6 protein-coding genes are annotated in these 13,196 nt (G+C 55.9%); 2 read left to right on the top strand and 4 right to left on the bottom strand.

The annotated features are described in order from the left end of the window. The first annotated feature begins 108 nt into the window (after positions 1-108). Positions 109-900: a phosphonate ABC transporter ATP-binding protein gene (locus CRO57_RS11435; RefSeq protein WP_097153577.1), complete on the top strand. Its 792-nt coding sequence runs from the start codon at positions 109-111 to the stop codon at positions 898-900. Next, complete coding sequence (gene phnE / locus CRO57_RS11430) at positions 893-1,693, top strand: phosphonate ABC transporter, permease protein PhnE (RefSeq protein ID WP_097153576.1); 801 nt, start codon at positions 893-895, stop codon at positions 1,691-1,693. Before CRO57_RS11435 ends, phnE begins: the two co-directional genes overlap by 8 nt. A gap of 240 nt (positions 1,694-1,933) precedes the next feature. On the opposite strand, the gene CRO57_RS11425 is transcribed toward phnE, so the two are convergent. The 4 genes from CRO57_RS11425 to CRO57_RS11410 all read right to left on the bottom strand — a co-directional run bounded on the left by CRO57_RS11425 (position 1,934) and on the right by CRO57_RS11410 (position 12,869). Continuing rightward, positions 1,934-3,622: a ShlB/FhaC/HecB family hemolysin secretion/activation protein gene (locus CRO57_RS11425; RefSeq protein ID WP_141401229.1), complete on the bottom strand. Its 1,689-nt coding sequence runs from the start codon at positions 3,620-3,622 to the stop codon at positions 1,934-1,936. A 306-nt stretch (positions 3,623-3,928) separates the two neighbouring features. Beyond that, on the bottom strand, positions 3,929-11,491 hold the full coding sequence (locus tag CRO57_RS11420) for an MBG domain-containing protein (RefSeq protein ID WP_097153574.1): 7,563 nt from the start codon (positions 11,489-11,491) through the stop codon (positions 3,929-3,931). 38 nt (positions 11,492-11,529) lie between these two features. Next, on the bottom strand, positions 11,530-12,039 hold the full coding sequence (locus CRO57_RS11415) for an invasion associated locus B family protein (protein WP_170956060.1): 510 nt from the start codon (positions 12,037-12,039) through the stop codon (positions 11,530-11,532). 185 nt (positions 12,040-12,224) lie between these two features. Then, the gene (locus CRO57_RS11410) at positions 12,225-12,869 is read right to left on the bottom strand and encodes an invasion associated locus B family protein (RefSeq protein WP_097153572.1); all 645 of its coding nucleotides are present in this window, start codon (positions 12,867-12,869) and stop codon (positions 12,225-12,227) included. Between the last annotated feature and the right edge of the window lie 327 nt (positions 12,870-13,196).

Raw genomic sequence — 13,196 nt, 5'->3', positions numbered from 1 at the left:
TTGCCTCGCGTTAGATCTGTCATACCTTTGTAAAAGAACGGATCGAAAATTCCGGACAGGGGCGCACGTTCGCCCTTGTCCATCGATCACAACCAGACCTTATTCCCCATGCTGACAACTGTTTCCCACCTTGCCCCGGATGTGAAAGGCAGAGACGCCATCATTCAGACCAAAGGCCTCAGAAAAGCCTATGCTCGTGACAGGGTCATTCTCAATGGCATTGATCTGACCATTCGCTCTGGTGAGCGGGTGGCCCTGATTGGCTCGAACGGTTCGGGCAAATCCACCTTGCTGAAAAGTCTGATCGGTCTGCACCCGATCTCGGGTGGTTCGGTCGAAACTCTGGGTCAGTCCTTTGAACGTGCGCCATCGGGCAAACAAAGGCAGGCTTTGCGTCGGCAGATGGGATTTGTCTTCCAAAAGCACTGCCTGGTGCAGCGGCGCTCCGTCCTCTCCAATGTGGTGCATGGCATGCTTGGGGAAGCTGGCAGCTGGCGGGCCTTTTGCCATCATACAGCGCCAACGCCATGGCGGGATATGGCGCTGGAAACTCTGGACAATGTCAATCTGGCGTCCTTTGCCAGTTCTCGTGCCGATGCTCTGTCCGGTGGTCAGCAGCAACGGGTTGCCATTGCGCGGGCTCTGGTGCGTGGCCCCAAGATCCTGATTGCTGATGAACCGGCCGCCAGTCTTGATCCTGTTGCGGGGCGTGATGTGATGAGCCTGTTTGCCCGTCTCTGTCAGGATGCCGGTATCACCCTTCTCTTCACCTCTCACGATATGGTTCATGCAACAGAATTTGCCGACCGCATTGTTGCCTTGAAAGCTGGCAATCTGTTTTTTGACAAGCCATCCAGCAAGGTCACCCAGTCTGATCTGGCGGAGGTCTTCCATGCCTGATGCTGCGCACTCTCTTCCTTCGCGCCGTCCGCGCCTGACCCCGCTTGCTTTCATTCTTTATGTAACTCTTGGGGCCGTTCTGATTGCCTCCATCAATGATGTAGCGCCATCAGTCAGCCAGTTGGTTGATGGGGTTCCGGGCATGGTGTCCTTGCTGGATCGCATGACGCCGCCCAATCTGGAGCCTGCCTTCCTGCAGCGGGTGGGGCTGCGCATCGTCGAGACTTTTCAGATTGCTTTGGTTGGCGCCGCCATCGGCATTGTGCTGAGTTTGCCTTTGGGATGGCTTGCAGCGCGTGGCGTCTCGCCTCTTGGGCGGTTTGGCTATGGTGTGAAAGCCTTCATTTCCTTGTTGCGCACGGTGCCGGATCTGGTCTGGGCGCTTTTGTTTGTTGCGACCGTGGGGCTTGGGGCCGTTGCTGGCACCATGACCATCGTCGTCGATACCATTGGCTTTTGCGGGCGTTTCTTTTCCGAGGCCATGGAAGATGCGGACAAGGAACCGCAAGATGCATTGTCTGCCATCGGGGCCAATCGGGTTTCAATTCTGACTGGCGCGATCCTGCCTCATGCTGCGCCATCAATGATCAACTCGTCTTTGTTCGCGCTGGAAAAGGCCATTCGTTCGTCGGTCATTCTTGGCCTGGTCGGGGCAGGGGGTATCGGTCAGGAGCTGAAGGTTGCGTTTGATCTGTTCCAATATCGCAATGCCTGCACCATCATTCTGGTGATCTTCGCCATCGTCCTGATCATGGAATATATCACCGACCGTATGCGCGCGCGACTGGAATAGATTTGAACAATGGTCCTCATACGCAAAGTGTCTCGCCTTTGGAGCCAAACTTCGGAGGCGGTTTGGCTTTGTTTATCGGGTGACAGGGTTTGAAACAGTCGCAATGCTGTATTGAAGCGATGTTGTCAGGAAAAACACAAGGTCAAGCGAACCATTTAAAGCCCAAGATTGCAACCCATGAAATCAATAGGCCTTGCGGGTTTTACACCTCACTATCCGAAGAATCCGGAAGTTTTGGGTTTAAAATTGCATGGTCAGGATGACGTCGAAGCGGTTGTCGTTTTTCTTGGTGGTTGTGCCTGCCTGCAGGACGTGGCCCCATGAGGTGCGCAGGGCTATGTGATCGGCAAAGGCGGTGTTGACACCAAGGCCGAGGCTGGCGAGCTCATGATCCTTGCTGGCGGCGATGTCGCGGGTGATGCCATAATCGGCAAAGGCGAAAAGATCGGCTGCGAACTGGCCTTGCTTGAAGACCGGGGCGTGCAGCTCTGCCTGTATCGAGATGCCATGATCGCCTGCCACTTCGCCGGTTTGATAACCACGCACGGAGCTGCGGCCGCCAAGGTCGAACTGTTCCAGACCGGGCAGGGCGTCACTGGCCAATTGCAGGCGGGTCGATAGATCAAAGCTGAAATCGGACGGCAGGCTGAGGCTGTAATCCATCCAGCCGCGCAAATAGGCATAGCGGGCTTTGGCGCTCTGATTATTGGTGAAGGCGCGATAGGCGGCGTTTGTGTTGTCGCCGCTGATGCCACCGGGGCTGAGCACGCCGGTCAGCTCATAATCAAAGCTATGACGGCCTTTGGACCAATCACCACGTAGGCCAGCCTTCAGCTGATAGATATCGATGTTTGATGGGCCAAGACCGGTGCCGTTGAATTCCCGCTCCACCTGCTGCCATTTGGCGTCGAACCCGACAAAGGCCTCTTTGATGGGGCTGAAGCGCTCGAGCGGGAAGGCATACTCGCCTCCGAGCTCGGTGATTTTGCTGTCCTGCACGAAGGGGTGGGTCAGCTTGGCGCGGGTGCGGATATGGTTGCCGGTCAGGGTCAGCTTGGAACGGTCCTCCAGATGCTGTGTATAGGCAAAGGCGTTGGAGAGATAGGCCTTTTTGCCATCCAGCTGAAACAGGCTGCCATCGGAAAAGAGCGTATCGGGTGAGGCGACCATCTGATAGGAGATTAGCGCATCCCAGGGCAGCTCGGCTGCAAAGCCGCCAAAGAGGCGATGATAACCAGTGGATTTGGTGCCGCTATTGGTATAGCCACCGAAAACCTGCCATGGCTTGTCGTCGCGAAGGGTCAAGGTCAGATCCGTGGAGCCGGGCTTGCCGCCTTCGGAAAAGATGACGCCGACCTTGCGATAGGGGCTGCGATTGAGCCAGTTGAGATCGGAAATCAGCTCGGCAGAATTGATCTCGTCGCCGCTTTGAGCGCGGACCTCATTGAGGATTTCTTCTTCGCCAGTGCGCTGATGATCGGACGGAATGCGTTCGACTTTCTTATCGCCGAGCTTGAAAGGCAGCACGGCAATGCGCAGGGTGCCGCCGGTAATTTCTTGCGGTGGCACGACCACAGCCACCAGAGGGCGGTCATTGGCGCGCATATGGCTGACGATGTCCTTGCGGATGTCGCCGATCAGTTTGAAGCTGAGCGGTTGGCCAAGATATTTGCCCAAAATCTGATGCAGAGCATCCTGATTGATGGTCGGATTGGCTGACTGAATGGCCACGCCCTGCACATTATGCGCGGGCAGGTTTGCTACGCTGTCATTAACCACGATGCCGGAAACGGCAACGCCAAGGGGTGTCTCATCCCCACCATTGCTGAGCTGGGTGGTGTTGCCGGGAAGCGAGGTGATGCGCTCGCTGGAAACCGATGGGGCAGGGTGGCGTTCGATGGCGTATGGGCTGGTGGTGGCAAGCAGCAAAAGCGCTGTGCTTGCAATCAGATAGCTTGCAAATGAGGAGCGGGAAAAGGAAGACCTGACCCTAAGGGGCAAAGGGGCCGGTCTGGTCTGCTCAATGATTTGCTGTTTCAAATATCTTCGGCAGATGAATGCCGCCTCACGCCATGATTTTTCTTTAACGAAGAGTAGAAAAACATGGTTAATGAAGCTTTAAATTAACGAACTCCAGTTGTGGACTCTGTAAACGAAACAACCCGCTTGTAAAAGGCGGGTTGTTTTCTTTAATTATTTGGTAACGACTTGCCTGTTGTGGCGCATTGTTGCGAATTAGTTGAACTTTGGCACCTCATCAAAGGCCATGTCGGTTTCGCAATCAATGTGCTGGAGGCGGGCGAAGGTGCCATCCTCATTCAGCACCACTCCATCCTTGTCGAACCGGTCCTGACAGGCAGTGATCGGCAGGATGGAGGTCATGGTGATGCGTGGAGTGTCCACCTCGCCTGGTGCATCCTGCACGGTCAGGCGGCCATTGACGTAAGTGATGCTGTAGTTGGAAAGGCCCTGACCGCTGGCCTGTGATGGTACGATGTCATAATTGCCAATCGCGGCCGAGGTCGGGCTGCCGGAGCTGAACAGGGTCAGCGCATCAACGCTGTCCATATTCAAAAGGCCTGCAACCGTATAAGAAGTTGGCTGGAAATATTGGCCAAGATATTTGGTGGCATCAGAGGCTGTGATGGTCAGCGGCGCCGGGGTAACATGCAGGAAAACCGGCTGCTCATTGGAGCCATAGGATTCCACCGAGATGTCATAATTGGGGTTATTGGCATTGGTCAGTGTGCCCGCCGTGATGGCATATTGCCCGACAGGAGAGCTGACATTGGCCGGTGTGTCGAGACTGCCATTCAGGACATCGCCATTGACCAGCCCACGCCAGCCGACGTCATAGGTGAGGGTCGGGTTGGCTGCGCCATATTGGCGGCTTTGATCATGCGGGAAGATATAGATCGGGCGACGATTGACCGTCCATGTGCCATCCACGCGCTGGGTGATGGTGTAATTATTGTTGCTTAAGGTCCCCGCCACTTGTGTGGTGTAGGTGCCTGCATTGGTGGTGCCGGAAATGCCAAAGCTGTTGCTGAGGCCGGTCAGCGCGCTGACACTGTCAAAGCTGGCCAGATTGGTGGCGCCAAGGCCCGGATTGGTCGGGACATCACCATAGATGGAGTTGCCACCGAGGGCCGTGACCGTGATGGCACGTGGATTGACCGTGAGCTGACCCTTTTGCAGCGTGATGTCATAATTGTGGCTTAGCGGATTGTTGCCAAGGCCGGATGTGCCAGACAGGGCTGCATCGATATCATAGGTGCCGACATTGGCATTGTTGATCTGGCCATTGCTGCTAAGGGTGTAGGACAGGCTGTCGCCCGCCACCAGACCGGGATGGCTGAGGTTTCCAAGGTTGGCGGCGGTATCGCCATAGGTCTTGGTGACATTGCTGCCTGTAATGGTCAGCGGCTTTTTGGTGACGTCCAAATTACCTTTGACATAGGTGATATTGTAGTTGGACACCCCATCGAAGGAGAGACCTGTGCCTTGCGCATTGCTTGCTACGATATCATAGCTGCCGACATCGGCGCGGGCTGCGCTGCCGGTGGTGCTCAGATCCAGCGAGGTGATGCTGTCGCCATTGGCAGTGACAAGGCCATTGACCGTGTAACCCGTCGGGGTGAAGACAGAGCCATAGGTCTTGGATGCATTGTCGGCGGTGATGGTCAGATCGGCTGGATTGACGGCCAAGAAGCCCTGCACATAGCTGATATCGTAATTGCCAAGTCCATTGCCCTGGGCATTGCTGGCATCGATGTAATAAGTGCTGACATTGGCGCTGACAGGGGAGCCATTACTGGTCAGATCGACTGAGGTGATGTTGTCGCCATTGGCTGTGACGAGACCAGAAGATGTATAGCCGGTCAGATTGGCCAGCGTGCCATAAGTCTTGCTGTCGTTGCTGGCATAGATAGTCAGCGGGGCCTTTGCCACGGTGAGCGTGCCATCGACATAATTGATATTGTAATTGTCCAGCCCCATGCCGGTGGCGTTATTGGCCACAATGTCATAAGTGCCGACAGTGGCGCTGACTGGTGTGCCAGTGCTGGTGAGGCTAAGGCCGGTGACGCTGTCGCTGTTGACCAGACCCGATGTGGTGAAGCCGGTGAGTGAGGCCAGTGTGCCATAGGTCTTGCTGTCATTGCTGGCCGTGACAGTCAGGTTCGCCTTGTTCACCGTCAGGGTGCCGTTGACATAATTGATGTCGTAATTGCCAAGGCCGGTGCCTGCGGCATTGTCGGCTGTGATGGCATAGGTGCCAGCATTGGCCGTGGCTGGCGCACCAAGGCTGGCAAGGTTGACCGAGCTGATGCTGTCGCTATTGACCAGACCGGAGGACGTATAGCCGAAGGGTGCAGCGGCATTGCCATAGGTCTTGGAGGCATCGTTGGCCGTGATGGTCAGCGGGGCCTTGTTCACTGTCAGGGTGCCGTCGACATAAGAGATATTGTAGTTGCCAAGGCCAGTGCCTAGCGCATTGTCTGCGGTAATGGCGTAAGTGCCTGCATTGGCCGTGGCAGGTGCGCCGAGGCTGGCAAGGCTGACCGAGGTGATGCTGTCGCTATTGACCAGACCGGACTGGGTATAGCTGAATGGTGCGGCGGCAGTGCCATAAGTCTTGGAGGCATTGCTGGCTGTGATGGTCAGCGGGGCCTTGTTCACGGTCAGCGTGCCGTTGACATAGCTGATGTCATAATTGCCAAGGCCGTTGCCTGCGGCATTGTCGGCGGTGATGGCATAGGTGCCAGCATCGGCTGTTGCTGGTGCGCCAAGGCTGGCGAGATCGAGCGAAGTGATGTTATCGCCATTGGCGGCGACCAGACCGGAAGCTGTATAGCTGAACGGGGCTGCCGCATTGCCATAAGTCTTTGAGGCATTGTCGACATAGATGGCCAATGGAGCCTTGGCGACTGTCAGAGTGCCGTTCACATAGGTGATATTGTAATTGTCCAGCCCCATGCCGGTGGCGTTGCTGGCCAGAATGTCATAGTCGCCGACCGTGGCAGAGACGGGGGCACCAGTGCTGGTGAGGCTGAGGCCGGTGACGCCATCGCTGTTCACCAGACCTGACGTGGTGAAATTGGTCAGCGGGGCCAGCGTGCCATAAGTTTTGCTGTCATTGCTGGCCGTGATGGTCAGATCCGCCTTGGCGACTTCCACTGCGGCGCTACCATGATAGAAGACGCGGAAATTCTGCCCCTGATCGCTGTTTTCAAAGACATTTTGCGTGACCAGATTGCCGCGATGAGTGCCGGCGCTGACGGTTGGATCAACCGCAACGGTGCTGCCTGTCAGATCCATGCTGTCTGGCATCGGCCCAAACACATAGGTGCCAACGCCGCCATGCTGGAAAATGGAACTGACGGTGCCGGTGGGCTGCCCATAAGTGGATGTGGTGGTGGCACCTTGGACCCAGATGACCGGGTTGATGGCATAGAGCTCGGGATTATATCCTGCTCCCGGAGGCGACCAGACATTGTTGAAATCCCAGCCCAGAGCGGATTGGGTATTCATGACAAGATCGGTGTCCTGCAATTGTGCGCCAGAATATTGGTTCAGGTCAGTCAGGGTGCCGGTATTATCGGCAACCACTGTGGCACCTGTGGCACTGAAGGAATTGGAGATTGTTCCTCTGTTAATCCCGGCCAGTTGGCCCGCATTGGTATTTTGCCCCACGGCTGTTGCGGTGCCAAGAGCGTAGGTGCGATTGATGGTTCCGGCATTCTCTCCGACAAAGCCGCCAGCGTTGCTGAAGGACTGCGTTCCTGTCGTGACAGAGGCAGTGGCTGATGCACTGGATGTGGCAACAACATAGGCATCTTCGATCAGGCTAACATTTTGCCCGGCGAACCCACCCACAGTGCTGATTGCTTCATCAGCGGGATCGCTGGAACTTGTTTCTGCCCGACCTATGACAGAGCCAGAGGCATAGGCTACCTTGATGGTGCCCTGAGCATAGCTGACGCCTTCAAGACCATTGGTGCCTACAAAGCCGCCAGCATAAATCTCGACAGATCCATCGCTTATAGAAGAGACATCGACATCACCAGTTGCAGAGGAATTGGTGATCGTTGACCAATTGCCGCCGACCAGACCACCGGCAGAGACTTTGCGATTTCTGGTGAAGTGTGATGGGATCTCCCGAACCGTGACATCACCCGTGGCATAGGAATCTGTGATTGTGGCGTTGGCAAGGTTTGAGGCCACAAGGCCACCTGCGCGAACATGGGTTGTTGCACCCAGGGCAACAGTATTCGACGCTGTTACATTGCCGGTGGCGTAGGAATTTGAAATCGAGCCGCTATTGACATTGTCAGCGACCAGACCAGCAACTGAACCGATGCCTGAAACGGTCGCTGATGAGTACGTATTATCAAGAGATCCGAGACTGTTGCGGCCAATCAAGCCTCCAACTGTGAAGCTACCCCGAACAGTGCCGGACGAATGGGAATTGGTGATTGCACCTGACGTATTGTAACCCATAAGTCCACCGACATAAAAAACGCCGGAAACGGTTCCGGTCATGCTGGACTTGTCAATATCGCCATAGTTTTCGCCGATGAGACCTCCGACATCATTGCCGCCAGTTACGCTGCCGGTAACACGGGCCGATGATGTATTTCCTTCACTGCGACCGGCCAGAGCTCCGGTTTCATCGTCCCCTTCAATTGAGACATTGATCAAATCGAGGTCGGAGAAGGAGCCGGTCGCCCAGCCGAATAGGCCAACCCAACGGGTGCTTGGGCGGTCAATGGTCAGATTGCTGATGCTATGGCCGTTACCATCCAGCGATCCGGTGAACCTGGTGGCGTAGCTGTTCCCCACTGGCACCCAGCCGGATGGGCTCCAGATGCCGGATGGATTGCTGCCATCGGTGGCGCTGGCGTCGATGTCTTTGGTCAGCACATAATTGCCGGATAGATTGCTGCCCATCAAGGCCAATTGATTGAGATTGGAAACCGCTGTCACGCCATTGATGGTTGGGCCGATTTCCGCGCGCAGGATCGGTCGCATATCGGCATTCTGGTACCAGTCATTGGTGAAGTCGAAGGCGGTGTAGTTGCTGCTGTCTCTTGCTTGGGAAGTGGTGAGACCAGTGGTGGAAACTGAATGTGTACCCACCGTCGTTCCAACCGCATTCGTGAGGCCAGTTGTACCAATATCGAAGTAGGCATTGCTGATGGTGCTGCTAATTGAACCATTTGAGACAGAATTTAGATTGCCTACCAGAGCACCTGTTGAGGTGCTGCCTGTGACACGCCCACTTGCATAGATGTCGCTAAAATTGGCGCCGCTAAAAACACTATATATTTGCCCAATAAAGCCGCCGACATTATCTGTGCCCGTAACATTGCCTGTGGCATAGGCTTTGTTGATTGTACTGCCGAAGCTGTAGCCTACCAAGCCGCCAACCACTTCAGCGCCGGTCACATTGCCTGTGGCATAGACATTGAAAAGATCGTTTGAGCCAGTCAGTTGGCCAACAAGCCCACCCGCAGAATATCTGGTGGCATTTACATTGCCCGTGGCAAAGGAGTTCGTAATATCGAAACGTGAGGAATCTTCCCCAACTAGCCCACCGACACGTCGATCGCCTGTCACGTCACCACTGGCGGACGAATTGTCAATTTGTCCATCTCTGTTGTTGCCGATTAGCCCACCTGCTGAACTGCCGGAAGCTACTACGGTGACATTAGAGTGGGCATTGGCAACAATGCCACGCTCTAGCCAGCCGATAAGGCCTCCGACATTGTCGGTTCCGCGAATGGTGCCGCCTTCTAGCGAGATGTCACGGATCGGGACATCAATACCGAAGCCCCTGGTTACGCGACCAAACAGGCCTGTCAGGTTTGCAGAGCTATTGATATCGAGATTCGAGATTGTGTTGCCAAGTCCGGTAAAGATGCCAGAGAAAGGATTGGCATAATCATGGCCCACCAGCGCCTCGGTATAGGTCGTGCCGGATGCATTGAGATCGGTGGCCAATGCATATCGGCCGCCAAGGCCGGTGGTGTCGATATTGTCCAGCTCGGCCATGGAATGGATCAGCTCATAGCTCTGTCCATTGACCGAAAAGCTGGCATTGGCGCCGGTCAGGTCAATGGATGCGCCATCAGCGATGATATAGTCTCCGCTGGCCCCATGGTTCAGTGCCAGGCCTGCATTGGTGCCTGTGGCTTTGACATTGGCGAAGAAGCCGATATTGCGGTCGGCATTCAGCGTCAGAGTGGTGTCGGCATCCCATGTGATGTCATCGGCCACCAGAATGTCGCCGCTCTGTGTGCCTGCGCCATTGGTGGTGATGGTGACATTGGCGCTGGCCAGCTGGGTTTGCAGCGTGGTGATATTGATGTTGCTGTCATCGCCCGTGGCTGCAAGGCCCGCCGAGTTAAAGGCTGGCTCATTCGATAGCGTCACATTGTAAGGGTCGAGCAACAGCGTGCCGAAGACACCACTCTCGGACGTCAGATCTGCAAAGCCGAGATAGGCGAGCTTGGCCTTGCCGGAGACTTCCGCATCGCCGCCTTTGCCATCCTTTTTGCCTTTGGCCTCTATCCGACCGGCAAAGGAGGTGAGCTCATCGGACCAGAGGACGATGTCGCCGCCATCGCCAGCATCCGTCGCTGATGCTGTCAGCAAAGTCTGATCGTCAACGCTCAGCATGGTAGCTGTGGTCAGATCGCCAAAGTCGCCGCCCTGATAGGCCCCGCCGACGCGGATGTCGCCGCCGCCCTGGCTGCCATCGGCATTCAGCGTTGCGCCGGTCAGCGAGATGACATTGCCGCCGACATCGATTTTACCGCCGAGGCCATCTTCATTGCTGACATCCAGAAGGCCCGCCAGATTGACCACATCGGCATTGATATAGATGGAAGAGCGCGACTTGCTGGCTGTTCTCACGCGGCGACTTTTGGCGCGCAGGGTCTTTTTCACGCTGACCTTGCCGCCACCAGCGGTGAGGAAAATGCGCCCGCCTGAACGGCTGGTGCCAGAGGCATTGATCGCGTCGCCCTTGTTGCCCGCAAGCGCATAGATATTGCCGCCATGGGCGCGCAGCTCCACGCTGGCGGCGTCAATGACACCGGCCTCGGTGATGGAACTGTCAGCATCGCCAACCTTGACCAGAAACTTGCCGTCATCCAGCTCGGCATCTTGCAACAGCACTTCGCGGCCCACGGCCAGACCGACGCTGCCATTGGGCGCGCTGATGCTGCCCTCATTGACAATATGGCGCGAGATGAAGGCGACATCACCACCCAGCGATCCCACCTTGCCCTGGTTGATGATTTTGGTATTGGCATCGCCCTTGAAGGTCAGGTTGCCACCATCCAGAAAATCTTCGTTCGAGATATCAAGTGTGGAGGCAACAAAGCTGCCGCCGGTTTTCACCACGCCATCCTTGCCAATGACAATGCCGTGCTGGTTGACCAGATAGAGGCTGCCCGTGGCCGAGAGCGAGCCATCGATACGCGAGATATGGGGGCCGGTGACCCGGTTCAGCGTGGCGCCGCTGCCATTGTTAAAATGCACCGAGCGATCCCGCCCGACCGAGAAATCATGCCAGTTGATGATGGCATTTTGCGTTGCCTGATTGATGAGCAGGCCATCGGCCTGAGATTGAATATCGACGCTGCCTGCGGTGACCGTTGCCCCGCTGGGCAGGTCATTGGCGGAGGCGCCTGTCGTGAGGGCGACGCTGGTCAAAGCGGTGGAAGACAGAACCAAAGCCATGAGAAAGGCGGTGCTGCTTTTGTGCGCTGGGCGATTGCTGCCAATCATTGTCGTCACTCCATACTCAAAACTCAAAAGGCCGGGTCTTACGATCCAGCCTGACTGTCGGCAAAACGGCTGGCCGCCGTGAAACCGGACAGGGAAAATTCAACATCAACGGGACGGGCCGAGAGGTCATGCACCCGCACGCGCAGGCGATTGCCACGCTGCAGGCGCTTGGCCATGGCGGACGTCAGCGCAAAAGGCGCAACGCAACCGCTTTGGTGGCAGGACCGAAAAGCCAGTTTTTGGGGTTTTTGCTTGTCGACGCGCAGCTCGATGCCCTTGGCGAGCAACAGATCCAGCGGCGTCTTCAGAACCAGAATGGTCTTGCTGCCTTTTTGCTTCAGCGAGCTCAGCGCCAGCTGAACGGGGCGTTTGGCGCTCTCCGATACGGCGGATTGTGCCTCCGCCGAAAAACCGCAGCGCGTCTTGTCATTGCTCGTCTCACAGCGCACCTGCCAGTCTTCCATCACATGCACGGACAGGCTGTCAGCCGAAGCATCCTGTGGCAGCGCCGTCAGCAGCGCGCCCGCAGAAGCAGGGAGCGATAGCATTAGTGTTAGAGCTAGTCCTAGGCCAAGCCCTCTCCCCCGCCCAAACCTCCCACGAGGATACCATGACGGGTGGTTTGGGCGGGGGAGTGGGCTGGTGAAGCAACTTAAAAGTCTCGTCTGGAGACTTTTAAATCGGGCACTCAGGAAGAGAGCAAGGCGCTTGAGCGAGACATGCATGTTTGGCATCACTCCGCTGCTGCTTGATTGGAGAGGTGCGCGAGCGCCTGATCCAGCCCCTTGGTGGGCACCACAATGGTCAGTGCGCGGCCATTGCGCTCGCGAAAGGACAGATGCACCACATCCAGTTTGGCGAGGGGTTGCAGCTTGTCGCCGGGCACCAAAGCCCGCGCCAGACAGCCATTGGAAAGGCAGGTGAAAAAGGCCAGATCAATCGGCTCAGTTGATGGTTGGGAAGCATCCTGCTGCGCGCCAAGGCGCATGGGCTCGGACAGCAAAACCCCCAGCGGCGTGCGCCCGGCCACCACTAGCTTGTCTGGCGCTTGCGCAGGCACGCCCACGGCCAGCTCTGCCAGCTCTCGGCCATTGCTGCGGACGGATAGCACCAGTTCGCATTGATTGGTTTTGGGGCTGGATTTGGCATTTTGGGAAGAGGCAGATTGGGGTTGAGAGGTCGCATCAACCCCATCCGCGCAGCGCAGGGACCAGGCCCCAAACTGGCTGGTCTTGTTCGCCGTTTCTTGGGCCGCCGAAGCTGGCATGGATGTCAGTGCTGCCAGCACCAGAAAAAGAGCAAAGACCAAAGCCCCGGACACCTCAGAGGAGGACCCGACTTTCCTTAACCAATTGACCGAGTAAACAGGCACGCGCATTAACCATTTCCCATTCTCATCTATCGGTTTCAAGCAAACCGATCATGAAATTGCCCCAAAATGGGCTCGGAAACAGTCATTGCATCAATATGTTGCGCAATCAAACGCTTATATTGGCAAGATTTTAACTATAAATATTAAGATTTATAATAATTCTGGTGTTTTGTTTAAATTTTTATTGAATTTCAATGCGTTGCGTACGTAAAAATATTAACCATATGCATTAATCATCCTGAATGTCGCGGTCATTTACTATAAATTTTGCGATTAACCTAAACGAGACTGGTTAACGAACCGAAGAGTGTTAGGGTCGCAATGGTGTTATAT

Source organism: Cohaesibacter gelatinilyticus (genome assembly GCF_900215605.1).
GTDB classification, from domain to species: Bacteria; Pseudomonadota; Alphaproteobacteria; order Rhizobiales; family Cohaesibacteraceae; genus Cohaesibacter; species Cohaesibacter gelatinilyticus.
Note: the sequence above shows the minus strand (reverse complement) of the source record. Positions and strands in the feature narration are given on the sequence as shown.

Bases quoted from the DNA above. Each gene is read 5' to 3' on its own strand.
- CRO57_RS11435 (WP_097153577.1), top strand. From the start codon at position 109: ATGCTGACAACTGTTTCCCACCTTGCCCCGGATGTGAAAGGCAGAGAC.
- phnE (WP_097153576.1), top strand. From the start codon at position 893: ATGCCTGATGCTGCGCACTCTCTTCCTTCGCGCCGTCCGCGCCTGACC.
- CRO57_RS11420 (WP_097153574.1), bottom strand. From the start codon at position 11,491: ATGATTGGCAGCAATCGCCCAGCGCACAAAAGCAGCACCGCCTTTCTC.
- CRO57_RS11415 (WP_170956060.1), bottom strand. From the start codon at position 12,039: ATGCTATCGCTCCCTGCTTCTGCGGGCGCGCTGCTGACGGCGCTGCCA.
- CRO57_RS11410 (WP_097153572.1), bottom strand. From the start codon at position 12,869: ATGCGCGTGCCTGTTTACTCGGTCAATTGGTTAAGGAAAGTCGGGTCC.